Below are 15955 nucleotides of genomic sequence, written 5' to 3' on the forward strand. Positions count from 1 at the left end.
AATCTTTAATTTCCACCCAAAAAACTTTAATTTGTTCAATGTTTCCAGAAAATGAAAACGCTATACTAAGGATAATATGACAATGCCCAATAAGATTTGGGTGCCAATTTTACAAATTAAGGAGAAATCAATGAAAAAGAAAGTCCTAAAACGCGTGCTACCGATTACTTTATTGTCGGTATCTATCCTTGCTATGGCTGCTTGCGAGGCAAATAAGAAGAGTAGCACTAAAGTTGACAATGGTTTGAATAACCTGACAATCAAGCAAGATGTTTTAGATTATCAAAGTAAAAATGGGCCGATTGCTTCCTACTGGTTTCCAGAAGATTTGCTTTCATGGACACCTGCTAAGGACAAAGATTTAGCTTTTAATACAAGCCATGTTACGCTTGCTAAACGGATTGACAAGGAGAAGATGACTCTTGTCAATGAGACGCAAAATAAGGATACTAAGGTTGTTGCGCTTGCCATGATGAATGAAAGTACCTCGGGGAATCTTTCGCGTGGGAATGGCGAGTTTGATGCCTACACCTTGACTTATTGGCAATATATTGACACGCTCGTTTATTGGGGTGGGTCGTCTGGCGAAGGAATTATTGTGCCACCGAGTGCTGATGTGATTGATGTGGCGCATAGAAATGGTGTGCCTGTCCTTGGGACGGTTTTCTTCCCGCAAGCTGAGCATGGTGGGAAAATCGAGTGGTTGCGTGAGGCGCTTAAAAAAGATGCAAATGGTGACTTCCCATTTGCACAAAAATTGGTCGAAGTAGCGAAATCTTACGGTTTTGACGGCTGGTTTATCAATCAAGAAAGCCAAGGGACAGATGAAAATCCGCTAAATGCAGAAGATTCCAAAAATATGCAAGAATTTCTGATAAAATTGCGCGAATATAACGGCAAAGAGTTGCAAACAATGTGGTACGATTCACAAACCGCTGAGGGCAAAATGGATTGGCAAAATACCCTTAACGACAAAAATCAGATGTTCCTTGTTGACAAGGATAACAAGCCAATTGCTGATAGTATGTTCCTCAATTTTGCTTGGAAAGATGAAGAAAATACGCATAAAGAATTGCTGAAAAAAGCTGCAGAATATGCTGCTAAAATCAAGATTGACCCGAAAAATCTTTATGCGGGTGTTGATGTGCAAGCTGATGACACAGATACTGAAGTTGACTGGAAACTTTTCGAATCGTCGAAAAATACGACATTTACCTCGCTTGGGCTTTATGCGGCGAGTTCAACTTTCAGTAACAGCGAGTCGTTCACGGACTATGAGCAGTCGGAAAATCTTTTCTGGGTCAACCCTTACGGCGATCCACGTCAATCTGCGCCGACTGATACGGCTTGGCCAGGCATTTCCAAGTATGTGACTGAACGCTCAAGCATTACTGAGTTGCCTGTGCGGACTGATTTTAATCTTGGAAATGGTTATAATTATTTCAACAATGGCAAGAAAATTTCTGAGCGTGACTGGAATAATCGGAGTTTGACCGACCTCATGCCAACTTATCGTTGGATTATTGAAAATGAGGGCGATAATGAGATGGTAGCAACGATTGATTATGCCAATGCTTATAATGGTGGCAATTCGATTAATTTCCTCGCTTCATTTGCTAAGGATAAAGTATCAACTGTTAGTCTTTTCAAAACTGATTTGACTTTGACAGATAAGACTGAGTTTTCTATCGTTGCACGTTCTGATAATAAAGTCAGTGTTTCAGCTGTTTTGACACTTGAAAATGGCGATAAAAAAGTTCTCAAAGGCGACAAAACTTTGGCTGATAAATGGGGAACAGTTACGTTTGATATGACAGAGGTTAAAGGTCAAACCGTTTCTGATATTGCACTCCGATTTGTTAGTGATACCGACATTGATCACAATAATATCAATCTTGGAGGTTTGACGATTGCTGAGAAAGCTGACAGTAAAAAAGTTGATGTTAAAGACTTGAAAATCGATGATCAAGTTTTTGAAGAAGAAGGCACAATCGGTGGTTTCCGACTGTCTTGGGCGGATAGTAAGAGCGATGAGTTGAAAGAATATCATGTCTATCAGGTCAATAAGGACGGATCTAAGTCTTTTGTCGGTGCGAGTACGGAAAATGAGTTTTTTGTCAATGCTTTAGCGCGTGAAAAGGGGCTAGATAAGACGACTTTTGAGGTCTATGCGGTCAATTTTGCGGGCGCAAATGGCAAGGCAGCAAGGGCTGAGATTACTTGGCCTGACAACTCAATTCCGAAACCGAAATTCACGGCGGATAAGACGGTTGTTGCACCCGGTGAAGAAATCACGTTGATTAACCAATCAAATCCAGCATCTGAGAAATTTAAATGGGAATTTGTTAGTGGCGATCCGAAAGAATCAACGAAGAAAAATCCAAAAGTTAAATTTGATAAGGCGGGGACTTATTCAATCAAATTGACAGCGACAAACGCTAAAGGTAAGTCTGAATCTGTCACTTTGAAAGATTTCATCACGGTAACAGAAAAAGCGGGCGATTTGAAAGATTTGGCTTTGAATAAGCCAGTTGAAGTTTCAGCGCAAGTCAATGATGGCGAGGCTGGTCCAATGGCGGTTGACGGTAAAGCTGATACGAAATGGTGTGCGACAGGCGATGACAAGCACAATATTACCATTGATCTTGGAAAAATTTCTGAAATCAGCGCAGTTAAAATCGGTCATGCGGAATCTGGTGGCGAGGGTTCTGATATGAATACATCTGACTACACAATTGAAGTGAGTGAGGATGGCACGAAATTTACTGAGGTCGTTGACCGTCGGAAAAACTCGGCAGCTGAATCTATTGATGCCTTTAAACAAGTCAAGGCACGCTATGTACGTTTGACAGTTAAAAAAGCAACGCAAGCAGCAGACACCGCTGCGCGGATTTACGATATTCAAGTCATTGGTTTTGAGTAGTATAGGTTGAGAAGAATCAAGTTTTTGAGGCTTGCGTCATTCTTGACTTTGACTTCGTCAAACAACTCCAAGAAGAAAACGGCTTGAAACAAGCATAATTAAAAAGTTCATCTCAGCACCCTTTTCGCTCCAGATTTTAACTCTGAGGTGCTTTTTAACACCAAAATAAAACACCATTATCTAGTCCGATTAAAATTTTAATCAGACTAGATAATGGTGTTTTAACGAGATTTGAGATATAATAATGAGAAGAACATTTCAAAAGAAAGTGGCAACTCTAACATGAACACCAAACAACTCGCAACACAAACAGGCATCTCAATTTTAAAAATGGTTATCATCCCAATCATCTGTTTTTTTATCCTCAGACAAGTCAGTCGTATCATGCAAGGTGTGGTTAGTTCTGGCTCGGGACCAAGCTTAGTATTTCTGGCGCCAGGAACGATTATCCATGAGGGAAGTCATTGGCTTTTCATGAAAATTTTCAGTTTTGGCACGATTCACTTTCAAGAGGTGCAGTTGTTTTCCCCAAAAACAGCGCCAAACGGTGCAACGACCCTCGGATATGTTGTTCCCTTATATAACAAACTGAATCCATTGCACCAAATGGGACTATTTTTCGGAGGTTTCGCGCCAGTTGTTGGCATAAGTAGCGTTCTTGGCGCGATTTACTATGCCGTGTTTCCCAAAACGATGCAGAAAATCGTTCATGGTTTCAACAACAAGAGCATTTTGGCGAATATCAAGTCGACGTTTCGCACGATTCTAAGCCCGATTGACAAGGACGTTGCGTGGTGGGCGATTGCGCTCCTCGTCCTTGCGGTCATTATCATCGGGACAGGTTTTACTTTGAGTAACAGCGACTTTTTTTCGATGCTCCATGGGTGTTTTACGCCGATTTTGCTTGTTATGATTTTGAGTTTGCTTGGCATATTAACGCCTGATATACAGAATGGTTTTCTTGTTATTTTTGTTAGTATGATGATGATTTTGACAATTATTATGCTCGTTTTAGGTATGATATTGACTTTTATTTTTTAGGTCGTTTTCAAAGATTAAAGTAAAGGGCATCTCTAAAAACTGCTTTTGTTCATTTTTAGATAAAATTTTCTTAGGCTAGGAAATTCGACGAAGGCTTGCTGGTGCAAGTCAAGGAGGATTGACAACGACTAAGGAAATTTTAGCAATTTTTTCATGCACCGAGTAACCGCAGGTGCACATCTTTTTTCTGTTAGCGATTTTATGAGCTAACAAAAATGGGCGAATCTGAGTTTTTAGAGATGCCCTAAATTCACTATCTGACAAATATTGCCAATTTTAACGTCTTTTCTTGTCATAGAATTGTAAAGAATTTGCAAAATCAGTTCTCTATTCCACAAAAATCTGTTAAAATAGAGAAAGCACTTTTAAAAATAATGGAGAAAATATGAGTATCTTAACAGTTCAGAAACTAAGTCACGGTTTTGGCGATCGTGCGATTTTTGATGATGTCAACTTTCGGCTGCTAAAAGGCGAGCATATCGGTTTTGTTGGGGCTAATGGTGAGGGGAAGTCGACTTTCATGGCTATCATCACGGGGAATTTGCAGCCAGACGAGGGGAAAATTACTTGGTCAACTAAGCATCGAGTGGGGTATATGGATCAGCACGCGGTGCTTGGCAAGGGGAAAACAACGCGTCAAGCGCTCTCTGAGGCCTTTCAATATTTGCTAGATGCTGAAAATGAGATGAATGCTATTTACGGTCGTATGGGTGAGATGCCTGACGATGAGATGGCAGTGGCACTTGAAAAAGCAGCTGAACTGCAAGATACTTTGGATCATTCTGATTTTTATCTGATTGATGCTAAGGTTGATGAAATTGCGCGTGGTTTGGGGCTTGGAGACTTGCTTGAAAAGGATGTCGCTGACCTTTCGGGTGGGCAGCGCACGAAGATTCTTCTTGGTAAACTGTTACTTGAAAAGCCAGATATTTTACTCTTAGATGAGCCGACCAATTATTTAGATGAAGAACACATTAATTGGCTGAGAAATTACTTGCAAAATTATGAAAATGCCTTTGTTTTGATTTCTCATGATGTTGAGTTTATGAACGATGTTATCAATATCGTTTACCATGTTAATCAGCAAAAAATTGATCGCTATGTTGGCGATTATCACAATTTTGAACGTTTATTTGAAGAAAAGAAAAAACAGCTGACATCGCTTGCTAATGCGCAACAAGCCGAGGCAGCCAAACTTAAAGAATTTATTGCCAAGAAAAAAGCTAATGTGGCAACCTCTGGTCAAGCCAAAGCGCGTCAGAAAAAACTAGATAAAATGGACTTTGTTGAAACAATTCAAGAAAAAGCGAAACCGAGTTTTGATTTCAAATTAGGCCGAACGTCTGGTAAATTGATTTTTGAGGCGAGAAATTTGGTTTTGGGCTATGAGTCGTCAGAACCCTTGTCAAGTCCGATCAATTTGACCGTTGAGCGAGGGCAAAAAATTGCCTTTACTGGTTCAAATGGTATCGGAAAATCGACTTTGCTTAAATCATTGCTTGGAGAAATTAAGGGCTTGTCGGGAGAAGTTGAGCAAGGCGAGTTTCAAATGATTGGCTATTTTGCCCAAGAAGATAAAAATCCAAGTCAAAAGACTGTTTTGGACGAATATTGGGATGAATTTTCGACCTTGAATCAAGCGGAAGTCCGAGCAGCATTAGTTAGATGTGGGCTTGGCACCAAGCAAATCGAAAGTCGTGTTTATGTGCTGTCCGGGGGCGAGCAGTCAAAATTGCGCCTAGGCAAAATTATGAATCATGATACCAACATTCTCGTCATGGACGAGCCGACCAATCATCTTGATGTTGCTGCCAAAGACGAGCTCAAGCGGGCGCTTCAAGCCTATAAAGGTACGGTGCTAATGGTTAGCCATGAACCTGAATTTTATCAAGATATTGCAACGATTATCGTAGATTGCGAGGCGTGGACGACTAAGGTTGTTTAGGGAAGTAGGGCGGTAAGCCTTATTTTTGACACAAAAAAAGTCCCGATGACAGGACGACTCTTTGAGAGTTGCTTACGCATAAAGCTTATTTTAACTTCGCTATGTTGAATTGAATGCCTCCAACACCTTTATTATCTCAAAAAATTTCTTTCTTGTCAAAAGATTCCGTGCAAATTTTGAGACAAACCGACATTTTTAAGGTAAAATAGTCTTATAACAATAAAGAGGTGATAAAAATGGCAATCGAAGTAACGGATGCAACTTTCCAAGAAGAAACGAAAGACGGTGTCGTTCTTGTTGATTTTTGGGCAACTTGGTGTGGGCCTTGCCGTATGCAAGCGCCAATTCTTGACCAACTTTCTGAAGAACTTGACGAAAGTGAACTCAAAATCGTCAAAATGGATGTGGATGATAATCCTGCAACGCCGCAATCTTTTGGTATCATGAGCATTCCGACTTTGCTTTTCAAAAAAGATGGCGAAGTTGTCAAACAAGTTGCTGGCGTGCATACAAAAGACCAAATTAAAGGTATTTTAGCTGAAATTAACGGTTAATTTTCAAGAAAATTAAAAAAACATCCAGACTTGAAAATCTGGTTGTTTTTCTATATAATGGGGTTATGAGTAAGAAAAAAGAGACAGAGATTCAGATTTCTGATAGTAAAGACGGCGTGATTTTAACAGTTGGTAAGAAAAAAGTTGCTGAAATCAAAAATATAACTGATGAAACCACGAGTGAAGAGACTTTCGAGGTTTTGGTCAATGGCAAATATATCAAGACGATGAAAAATTATCCTGAAGCCTTGGAAGAAGCTATCAAGACTTATAATCTTGCTTTATAAGACTGGCAATGAAAAGATACCAAGCAGGTAAGCTCAAGAGACTTTGCTGAGCTGTAAAATGTGGTAACAAAAGAGTCTATATCTTATGTTTTAGTATTTTAGTTGCTTATTGCGGACACATGAAAGGGCGGAAAACCGCTTTTATTTTAGAAAGTTTTAGAAAATGGTTAAGAGAGATTTATATCTAAATATTTTGATTGGTCTAATTTTAGTCGCTGTGCTTACAATTTTGCGTCTTTTTGTTATGGAGCCAATTCGTATTCATAATAATAACATGGCACCGATTTTGCCAAAGAATACACAGGTTATCGCTTTCAAAAATACCAAGTTGACCAATCTTGATTTGGTTGCCTATCGCCACGGAGATAAAAAATATATCGGGCGGATTATTGGTATGCCAGGTCAGAGTGTTGTTGCCATGGATAACATCGTCTATGTCAATGAAAAAATACTCAACGAACCTTATATCGCAGACAATCAAACCAAATTTTTGTTGTCGCATGATGACGATTTTACGACTGATTTTCGTCAAGATAAGTTGGCAAAAAATACCTACTGGATTTTAAATGATGCGCGTGATGTTGAAGATGATAGTCGGAAATTTGGTGCGATTGATAAAAAAGATATTTTAGGCGAACTTGATTTCAGATATGCGCCTTTTAGCGATTTCGGTTTTATTGAAAATGACGAGGCAAAGATTGAAAACGGCTATGCTGATTGACAAACTCCTAGGCCTTTTTTCTTTTTCAAAAATGTTAGTCACATTAAAAAAAGCGCTGATTTTATAAAGCCCTTTAAACAGTTGCAACATGTTATTTTGATTCGGTAAAAAAGTTGAAAATATGGTAAAATTAAAATAAGAGGATAAACTATGAGAATGACAGAACTTATCCAAAAGAAACGCGACGGTCATGAGTTGACCAAGTCAGAAATTTCTTGGATGATAGACAATTACACGAACGATCAAATTCCAGATTATCAGATGTCGGCATGGGCAATGGCGGTCTATTTCCGTGGGATGACCAAGACAGAAATTGCTGATTTGACAATGAGCATGGTCGCAAGTGGCGTGCAAATCGACTTGTCTGAGATTTCTGGTATCAAAGTTGATAAACACTCGACTGGTGGCGTTGGCGACAAGGTAACGTTGATTTTAGCGCCACTCGTTGCGAGTTTTGGTGTGCCAGTTGCCAAGATGAGTGGGCGTGGTCTCGGTCACACGGGTGGTACGATTGATAAACTGGAGAGCATCCATGGCTTTCAAGTTGAGCAGTCGCAGACCGATTTTGTCAAGCAAGTCAAGGAAATTGGCATTTCCGTCATTGGTCAGTCGGACGATTTGGTCAAGGCGGACAAGCTCCTTTACGCCTTGCGTGACGTGACGGCGACGGTTGATCTTATTCCCTTGATTGCGAGTTCGATTATGTCGAAAAAAATTGCGGCGGGCGCAGATAGCATTTTGCTTGACGTGACGGTTGGCAGCGGTGCTTTCATGAAAAATATCGACGATGCACGTCTCCTTGCGCGTACCATGGTTGATTTGGGCAATGCCGTGGGGCGCAAAACAATCGCTGTTATTACCGATATGAGCCAACCGCTAGGCACTGCTATTGGCAATCGGCTAGAAATTGCTGAAAGTCTGGCAGTCCTACAAGGTGGCGGCACAGCAGATTTCAGACATTTCATAGCTGAAATCGCACAGATTATGCTAAGTTTAGCTGGCTTGGAAAAATCAATAGACGAGATTCTAGCAAATCTGTCAAATGGCGCAGCACTTGCCAAATTCAAAGCACTTATCACACATCAACAGGGCGATTTTGATGAATTAGTCAACACACCAATCCATGAGACAAAATTTTCAAAAATCGTTAAAAGTCAAAAATCTGGCTATATTACGGCGTTTGATGCACTGGCAGCGGGCAAACTTGCCATGAGTGCTGGTGCTGGTCGTGCTGTCAAGTCAGACAGCCTAGATTTAGATGCAGGTATTCACATTTTCAAAAAAATCGGCGATAAAGTCGCAATTGGCGACCCGCTTTTCCAAATTTTTTATAACAAAGAAACCTTTGACGTGGTAACAGAAAGTCAAATTTTGCTAGATAATATCAGCATTTCTGACGAGAAAATAAGTATAAATGATATATTGGAGATTATCAAATGACAACATTAAACAAATACATCGATCACACGGTTTTAAAAGCTGACACACCGCAAGCAAAAGTCCAACAAATTCTTGATGAGGCAATCAAATATGACTTCATGAGTGTGTGTATCAATCCTACTTGGGTGGCATTTGCGGCTGAAAAGTTGGCTAAAACAGATGTCAAAGTCTGCACGGTTATCGGCTTTCCGCTCGGTGCTAATACTTCGGCTGTTAAGGCTTTCGAGGCAGCTGATGCAATCAAAAATGGGGCAGATGAAGTCGATATGGTCATCAATATTGGCGCAGCCAAAGACGGCAACTGGGCACTTGTCGAGTCAGACATCAAGGCTGTCGTCGCAGTCTCTAGCGCTGCAACAACGAAAGTTATCATTGAAACCTCACTTTTGACGGACGATGAAAAAGTCAAGGCTTGTGAAGCGGCTGTTCGTGCGGGGGCTGATTTTGTCAAAACCTCGACTGGCTTTTCAACAGGTGGTGCAACGGTAGCAGATATTGCCTTGATGCGACAAACAGTTGGGGCAGATATGGGTGTGAAAGCCTCTGGTGGTGTGCGTTCAATCGCTGATGCCAAAGCGATGATTGAGGCAGGCGCAACACGTCTTGGCACATCAAACGGCGTTGACATCATGGAAGGAAAGGACGCAAATGGCGGATACTGAGCTTTTTAAACAAGCGCGTAACGCAGCGAGCGTGGCTTATGTGCCTTACTCGCATTTTCCAGTTGGTGCGGCGCTTGTTGCTAAAAATGGTCTCGTTTTTCAAGGGTGTAATATTGAAAATGCTAGTTTTGGTTTGACAAATTGTGCTGAGCGTACCGCTATATTTAAGGCGGTGTCCAGTGGTATCACTGATTTTGAGACAATTGGTATCTATGGTGAAACGGATGAACCTATTTCACCCTGTGGCGCTTGTCGGCAAGTTCTGGCAGAATTTTGTCCAGATGAGATGCCCGTTTCTCTTTTTTCCAAAGACGGAACAGTCAAAAAAACGACGATTGGCGACCTTTTACCGTATCATTTTAAAGATTTGACGTAAAAAACCGAACAATTAGATAATTTTAACAAAAAATGATTGGCAAAATATTGTTAAAAAGTCGAATTTGTTGTAAACTTGATAATGAAGTAGCTCAGGTGAGCGCTAATTTGGAGGATAACATGATTATGAACAAGAAAGTATTTCGTTTTGGTTTGGCTGCGGTTGTCGCTTTGTCCCTTGTTGCTTGTGGTAGTCGTGATAAGGCTACTGATAAATCAACGGCTGATGGCAAAACAGATTTGAAAGTTGCCATTGTCACAGATACTGGTGGTGTTGATGACAAATCGTTCAATCAATCAGCTTGGGAAGGTTTGCAGGAATGGGGTAAGGAAAATGGCTTGTCAAAAGACAAGGGATATACTTACTACCAATCTACCAGTGAGGCTGACTATGCGACTAACCTTGATACTGCAGTTTCAAATGGTTATAAGCTTGTTTATGGTATCGGTTTTAACTTGAATACTGCGGTTGCTGAGGCTGCTACCAATAATGCAGAGACTAATTTTGTTTTGATTGATGACATTATCGAGGGGAAAGACAATGTTGCCTCTGCGACTTTTAAAGATCAAGAAGGTGCTTATCTTGCTGGTGTGGCGGCTGCCAAAACAACCAAAACGAAAACAATCGGTTTCGTTGGTGGTATGGAAGGACCAGTTATTTTGCGCTTTGAAAAAGGCTTTATTGCAGGTGTCGCCTCTGTTGACAAAACGATTAAAGTAAAAGTTGATTATGCTGGCTCATACAGTGATGCGGCAAAAGGTAAGACAATTGCAGCAGCGCAATATGCTGCGGGCGCAGATATTATTTTCCAAGCTGCTGGTGGTACTGGTGCGGGTGTCTTTTCTGAGGCGAAGGCGCTTAACGAAGAAAAAGCTGAGGCAGATAAGGTTTGGGTTATTGGTGTTGACCGTGACCAAAAAGACGAGGGCAACTATACATCTAAAGATGGGAAAGCGTCTAACTTTGTTCTTGCCTCAACGCTTAAAGGTGTTGGGCAAGCCTTGATTAAAATCAACGATGAAACAGCTGCTGGTAAATTCCCAGGTGGTAAGCATGTTGTTTATGGTATCAAAGAAGGTGCTGTTGACCTTGCCAATGATAATCTTTCTGATGAAGCGGTAAAAGCTGTTGATGCAGCACGTGACGACATTAAAAATGGCAAGATTACAGTTCCTGAAGATTAATGGTACTTGAACGAGCATATCTCGAAGTATTAATAAAAAAATAGTGCGTTTTTGCGCTATTTTTTTGATGATAATTTCATTGAAAATAGCTATATAAGTAAAATTTTTGATATAATGAAGTATAAAAATAGAATGGAACATTTTATGACAGGACAAAATGTTATCGAAATGCACGAAGTTACCAAGAAATTTGGTGATTTCATTGCTAACGACCACATCAATTTGCAAGTTCAAAAAGGTGAGATTCATGCCCTTTTAGGTGAAAATGGTGCTGGTAAATCAACGTTGATGAATATGTTATCGGGTTTGCTTGAACCGACTTCTGGCGAGATTTTTGTCAACGGTAAAGTTGAGAAGATTGATTCGCCATCTAAAGCTAGTAAGCTAGGGATTGGCATGGTACATCAACATTTTATGTTGGTGGATGCTTTTACGGTCACGGAAAATATCATTCTTGGCAATGAAACGATGCGTGGCATGACACTTGACATCAAAAAAGCTGAGCAAGATATTTTGGCATTGTCGCAAAAATATGGTCTTGAAGTCACGCCAGATGCACTTGTCAGCGATATTGGTGTCGGTCAGCAACAGCGCGTTGAAATTTTAAAGACCCTTTATCGTGGTGCTGAGATTTTGATTTTTGACGAACCAACAGCGGTTTTGACACCTGCTGAAATTGCAGAGTTGATGACGATTTTACAAAATCTTGTCAAAGAGGGCAAATCAATTATTTTAATTACGCATAAGTTGGATGAGATTCGTGCTGTTGCCAATCGTGTGACGGTTATTCGTCGTGGCAAGTCAATTGAAACGGTTGAGGTTGCGGGGCGTGATAATAAAGAGTTGGCTGAGATGATGGTCGGTCATAGCGTGTCATTTATCACTGAAAAATGTGCTGCTAAGCCTGGTCAAGTTGTTCTTGACATCGAAAATCTAGTTGTCAATGAAAGTCGTGGGACACAGGCTGTCAAATCGCTAGACTTGCAAGTGCATGCAGGTGAAATCGTTGGTCTGGCAGGCATTGACGGAAATGGTCAAAGCGAGCTGATTCAAGCGATTACAGGCTTAACGCATGTCGTGAGTGGTCAAATCAAAGTTAAAGGCGAAAACGTTGCTAATCGCCGTCCGCGTCAAATCACTGAAATGTCGGTGGCGCATGTGCCTGAGGATCGGCATCGTGATGGGTTGGAACTTGATATGACAGTAGCTGAAAATATCGTTTTGCAGACGTATTATAAAACACCGCTTAGTCAGCATGGTATCTTAGATTATAAGGTTATCAATGCGCATGCACGTGATTTGATGGCGGAATTTGATGTTCGTGGGGCGAGTGAACTTGTGCCGATTTCGGCGCTGTCTGGTGGTAATCAGCAAAAAGCAATTATTGCGCGGGAGATTGATTTGAATCCTGATTTGTTGATTGTCAGTCAGCCAACGCGGGGGTTAGACGTTGGCGCGATTGAGTATATTCATAAGCGCTTGATACAGGCGCGTGATGAGGGAAAAGCGGTGCTTGTTGTTTCTTTTGAGTTAGATGAAATTCTCAATGTCTCAGATAGAATTGCTGTTATTCATGATGGAAAGATTCAAGGCATTGTCAAGCCTAGCGAAACAACAAAGCAGGAACTTGGTATTCTCATGGTTGGAGGAAAAGTTTGAGTATGAAAAATCTAAATATTAGAAAAGGACTGATTCCGATTATCGCTGTGTTAGCGGGTTTTGTGCTAGGTGCAATCATCATGTTGGCATTTGGCTATAATCCGATTTGGGGCTATGAAGATTTGCTGACACAGGCTTTTGGGAATGCTAAGTCAATTGGTGAAATTTTCCGTAGCATGGGACCGCTGGTTTTAACGGCGCTGTCTTTTGCGGTGGCAATGCGTGCAGGTATGTTTAATATCGGGATGTCGGGTCAAGCCTTGGCTGGTTGGATTATGTCGGCTTGGTTTGCGCTTAGCTATCCCGATTTGTCACGTGTGATTATGATGCCTTTGCTCTTGATTATTGGCGCGTTTTCGGGTGCGCTGATTGCGGCACTTTCAGGTGTTCTCAAGGCATTTTTGGGTACCAGTGAGGTGATTGTCACGATTATGATGAATTATATTGTTCTTTTTGTCTCGACACATATGGCGCACCATATTTTTCCTAAAAAGTTGATGACCTCGCAAGATTCGACCATGGCAATCGGTGATAATGCGTCATTTAGACTAGATTTTTTGTCAAAATTGACCAACAATTCGCGGATAAATATTGGTATTTTCATCGCTATTATCGCAACGATTATCGTTGCAATTCTGCTCAAACGCACAACACTTGGCTTTGAAATTCGTGCTGTGGGGCTTAATCCCAATGCTTCGGAGTATGCAGGTATTTCTGCCAAGCGCACGATTATTACGTCAATGGTCATTTCAGGTGGTTTGGCTGGACTTGCGGGGGTCGTTGACGGACTCGGCACTTTCCAAAACTTTTTTGTCCAAAGTACGAATATGTCAATTGGGTTTGATGGGATGGCAGTTGCATTGCTTGGTGAAAATTCACCAGTCGGTATTTTATTTGCAGCGCTTTTATTCTCCATTCTCAAAATTGGTGCGCCAGGTATGAATGTGACAGGGATTCCACCAGAAATTGTTAATGTCGTGATTGCCAGTATCATCTTCTTTGTCGGCATTAAGTTTGTTATTGAGAAAATCTTGCCAACATTGCCCAAAAAAGAAAGTAAAAAGGAGGAAGTCAACTCATGAGCGTGACAACCATGTTTCAAATTTTAGTGTCATCCATGCTGATTTATGCGACACCGCTGATTTTTACTAGTATCGGTGGGACGTTTTCCGAGCGTAGCGGCGTTGTTAATGTTGGTCTTGAGGGAATTATGGTCATGGGGGCTTTTAGCTCGGTCGTTTTCAATCTGACTTTTGCTGATACTTTTGGTAAGGCGACACCTTGGGTGGCACTCTTGTGTGCGGCAGTTGTTGGTGTGCTATTTTCCTTGCTTCATGCGGTTGCGACCGTTAATTTTCGTGCAGATCATGTTATTTCTGGCACTGTGATTAACCTTCTAGCGCCTGCCCTTGCCGTTTTCTTGATTAAAGTCCTTTATGGCAAGGGGCAGACGGATAACATTCATCAGAGTTTTGGTTACTGGGATTTTCCATTTTTGAGCAAAATTCCCGTCATTGGTAAAATTTTCTTCAAGCAAACATCTTTGATTGGTTTTGTTTCGATTGCCGTTGCTTTTGTCGCTTGGTTTATTCTTTTTAAAACTCGATTTGGCTTGCGTTTGCGTTCGGTTGGCGAACATCCCCAAGCGGCTGATACACTTGGGATTAATGTTTATGCCATGCGTTATTCAGGTGTGATGATTTCGGGTTTTCTTGGTGGTATCGGTGGTGCGGTTTTTGCTCAGCAAATTTCAGTTAATTTTAGCGGTTCGACGATTGCGGGACAAGGCTTTATTGCCATGGCAGCGATGATTTTTGGTAAATGGAATCCGATTGGTACCATGCTTGCAAGTCTTTTCTTTGGTTTATCGCAAAGTTTAGCCGTTGTTGGGGCGCAGTTGCCAGGTATTTCAAGTATTCCGATTGTTTACTTGCAAATTGCACCTTACGTGCTGACCATCGCTGTTCTTGCCATTTTTCTTGGCAAATCAACTGGTCCTAAGGCAAATGGTGTTAATTATATTAAATCAAAATAAATTAAAAAATCAGTTAAAATTTGCGTTCTGAACACAAATTCTAGCTGATTTTTTAATTTAAAACAATATAATCGCCAACTTCACGATCATCTTGACTAGGCAAGATGATTTGACCTTGAAGTCCCATTTGAGATGAACCGCCGCCGTCCATAAGCACAAAATTTGTGAGTTTAAAATCGGCAACTGTTGCCATGATTTTATCATAACCAGTAGATGTTTTACTAATCATGACATAGATATTATTATTTTCATCATTGCCAATGAAACTGTGAATCATCCAGTCAACAGAACCGTCATCTTCAGCGACAACACCATCTTTGATGAGAATTTTGCCAAAACTATAAGATTGGGCAGCGCCATTTGTGAGAACTTCATCAGCTGGCGTTGTGCTATCGTAGGTTGTCAATGAGCCATCTTTGTTAATGACGAAAGCCTCATAAGCACGCTTGTTTTCTCCCCAATTAGTCAAAAGTTTACCATTGTTAATCTGAAAACCTGTAATATTACCAGTCTCCATATTAAAGCCAGAGGCATTCATAATCAAGGCATCTGGATATTTCGCCATGACATCAGATAAAACTTGTAAGCTCGGATGAGTTGAAGTCAAGGTTTTGAGGACTTGAGGACTATGAGCTTTGTAAATCGTCATTTCTTCCGTTGATAAATCGGTAAATCTATTGCCCCCTCCTTTTGAGTTGACTTTTACCCACTCAGGATCGCCAGTATTATCAACGATCGAGGTGTCATCAACTACAACAGTTGAGCTAGAGGAAATGATGGTAGCGCTTTGAGTTGACTTTACCTTGAGAGGTGCATTTTGCTCTGCCACCTTTTTATTAAAAGGTTTAATAATCAAAATAGCAGCGATGACAAGTAAGAGTACTCCAAGAGAAAAGATGAGTATTTTACTGTCGTTTTTGTTTGAATGTTTTGTCTCCATGCTATCATTATATAATGAATTGAATGTTAAGTCAAATATTTTTCAAACAAAATCTTTAAATTTTATCATTCGAAAGTGATAATGTCCTAAGTAGGTCGAAACATAAAATGTCCCAAATGTTAAACTAATACTTATGAAAAGGATATTACTCACTGTGAATGAATTGAAAAAGTATCGTGTTATCAAGT

The 15955-nt window shown here is 40.7% G+C and carries 14 protein-coding genes; 13 read left to right on the forward strand and 1 reads right to left on the reverse strand.

Annotated elements, in window-relative coordinates; all coding sequences use genetic code 11:
- Positions 1-130 precede the first annotated feature (130 nt).
- The 13 genes from Hs30E_RS04530 (at position 131) to Hs30E_RS04590 (ending at position 14827) form a co-directional block, all read left to right on the forward strand.
- The gene (locus Hs30E_RS04530; RefSeq protein ID WP_172208328.1) at positions 131-2923 is read left to right on the forward strand and encodes an endo-beta-N-acetylglucosaminidase; all 2793 of its coding nucleotides are present in this window, start codon (positions 131-133) and stop codon (positions 2921-2923) included.
- 282 nt (positions 2924-3205) lie between these two features.
- Positions 3206-3964, forward strand: a complete 759-nt coding sequence (locus tag Hs30E_RS04535; RefSeq protein WP_172208329.1) for a hypothetical protein — start codon at positions 3206-3208, stop codon at positions 3962-3964.
- 385 nt (positions 3965-4349) lie between these two features.
- Positions 4350-5909 carry an ABC-F family ATP-binding cassette domain-containing protein gene (locus Hs30E_RS04540; protein WP_172208330.1) on the forward strand — a complete coding sequence of 520 codons (1560 nt, stop codon included), beginning with the start codon at positions 4350-4352 and terminating at the stop codon, positions 5907-5909.
- 230 nt (positions 5910-6139) lie between these two features.
- On the forward strand, positions 6140-6463 hold the full coding sequence (gene trxA / locus Hs30E_RS04545) for a thioredoxin (RefSeq protein ID WP_371864138.1): 324 nt from the start codon (positions 6140-6142) through the stop codon (positions 6461-6463).
- Positions 6464-6528: 65 nt separating this feature from the next.
- Complete coding sequence (locus tag Hs30E_RS04550; RefSeq protein WP_172208332.1) at positions 6529-6750, forward strand: DUF2969 family protein; 222 nt, start codon at positions 6529-6531, stop codon at positions 6748-6750.
- A 163-nt stretch (positions 6751-6913) separates the two neighbouring features.
- Positions 6914-7471 (forward strand): signal peptidase I, encoded by a 558-nt coding sequence (gene lepB / locus Hs30E_RS04555; protein ID WP_172208333.1) that lies wholly within the window; start codon positions 6914-6916, stop codon positions 7469-7471.
- 150 nt (positions 7472-7621) lie between these two features.
- Complete coding sequence (locus Hs30E_RS04560) at positions 7622-8911, forward strand: pyrimidine-nucleoside phosphorylase (RefSeq protein ID WP_172208334.1); 1290 nt, start codon at positions 7622-7624, stop codon at positions 8909-8911.
- On the forward strand, positions 8908-9573 hold the full coding sequence (gene deoC, locus Hs30E_RS04565) for a deoxyribose-phosphate aldolase (protein ID WP_172208335.1): 666 nt from the start codon (positions 8908-8910) through the stop codon (positions 9571-9573). The genes Hs30E_RS04560 and deoC overlap by 4 nt, the downstream gene beginning before the upstream one ends.
- A complete protein-coding gene (locus Hs30E_RS04570; protein WP_172208336.1) occupies positions 9560-9949 on the forward strand; it encodes a cytidine deaminase in 390 nt (129 codons plus the stop codon). The genes deoC and Hs30E_RS04570 overlap by 14 nt, the downstream gene beginning before the upstream one ends.
- 125 nt (positions 9950-10074) lie before the next feature.
- Entirely contained in the window at positions 10075-11133 is a 1059-nt protein-coding gene (locus Hs30E_RS04575) for a BMP family lipoprotein (protein WP_172208337.1), read from the forward strand.
- Between the two features lie 144 nt (positions 11134-11277).
- Positions 11278-12792, forward strand: a complete 1515-nt coding sequence (locus Hs30E_RS04580; RefSeq protein ID WP_172208338.1) for an ABC transporter ATP-binding protein — start codon at positions 11278-11280, stop codon at positions 12790-12792.
- A 2-nt stretch (positions 12793-12794) separates the two neighbouring features.
- Positions 12795-13874, forward strand: a complete 1080-nt coding sequence (locus tag Hs30E_RS04585) for an ABC transporter permease (protein ID WP_172208339.1) — start codon at positions 12795-12797, stop codon at positions 13872-13874.
- Positions 13871-14827, forward strand: a complete 957-nt coding sequence (locus Hs30E_RS04590) for an ABC transporter permease (RefSeq protein WP_172208340.1) — start codon at positions 13871-13873, stop codon at positions 14825-14827. Before Hs30E_RS04585 ends, Hs30E_RS04590 begins: the two co-directional genes overlap by 4 nt.
- Before the next feature lie 52 nt (positions 14828-14879).
- Here the strand turns inward: Hs30E_RS04590 and Hs30E_RS04595 are convergent, their stop codons facing one another.
- Positions 14880-15767: a phosphodiester glycosidase family protein gene (locus Hs30E_RS04595; RefSeq protein ID WP_172208341.1), complete on the reverse strand. Its 888-nt coding sequence runs from the start codon at positions 15765-15767 to the stop codon at positions 14880-14882.
- Positions 15768-15955: the final 188 nt, after the last annotated feature.

This window comes from Pseudolactococcus hodotermopsidis, assembly GCF_011170085.1.
Lineage (GTDB): Bacteria > Bacillota > Bacilli > Lactobacillales > Streptococcaceae > Pseudolactococcus > Pseudolactococcus hodotermopsidis.

Coding starts and splice junctions, on each gene's coding strand:
- Hs30E_RS04530 (WP_172208328.1), top strand. CDS start 131: ATGAAAAAGAAAGTCCTAAAACGCGTGCTACCGATTACTTTATTGTCG.
- Hs30E_RS04535 (WP_172208329.1), top strand. CDS start 3,206: ATGAACACCAAACAACTCGCAACACAAACAGGCATCTCAATTTTAAAA.
- Hs30E_RS04540 (WP_172208330.1), top strand. CDS start 4,350: ATGAGTATCTTAACAGTTCAGAAACTAAGTCACGGTTTTGGCGATCGT.
- Hs30E_RS04550 (WP_172208332.1), top strand. CDS start 6,529: ATGAGTAAGAAAAAAGAGACAGAGATTCAGATTTCTGATAGTAAAGAC.
- lepB (WP_172208333.1), top strand. CDS start 6,914: ATGGTTAAGAGAGATTTATATCTAAATATTTTGATTGGTCTAATTTTA.
- Hs30E_RS04560 (WP_172208334.1), top strand. CDS start 7,622: ATGAGAATGACAGAACTTATCCAAAAGAAACGCGACGGTCATGAGTTG.
- deoC (WP_172208335.1), top strand. CDS start 8,908: ATGACAACATTAAACAAATACATCGATCACACGGTTTTAAAAGCTGAC.
- Hs30E_RS04570 (WP_172208336.1), top strand. CDS start 9,560: ATGGCGGATACTGAGCTTTTTAAACAAGCGCGTAACGCAGCGAGCGTG.
- Hs30E_RS04575 (WP_172208337.1), top strand. CDS start 10,075: ATGAACAAGAAAGTATTTCGTTTTGGTTTGGCTGCGGTTGTCGCTTTG.
- Hs30E_RS04580 (WP_172208338.1), top strand. CDS start 11,278: ATGACAGGACAAAATGTTATCGAAATGCACGAAGTTACCAAGAAATTT.
- Hs30E_RS04585 (WP_172208339.1), top strand. CDS start 12,795: ATGAAAAATCTAAATATTAGAAAAGGACTGATTCCGATTATCGCTGTG.
- Hs30E_RS04590 (WP_172208340.1), top strand. CDS start 13,871: ATGAGCGTGACAACCATGTTTCAAATTTTAGTGTCATCCATGCTGATT.
- Hs30E_RS04595 (WP_172208341.1), bottom strand. CDS start 15,767: ATGGAGACAAAACATTCAAACAAAAACGACAGTAAAATACTCATCTTT.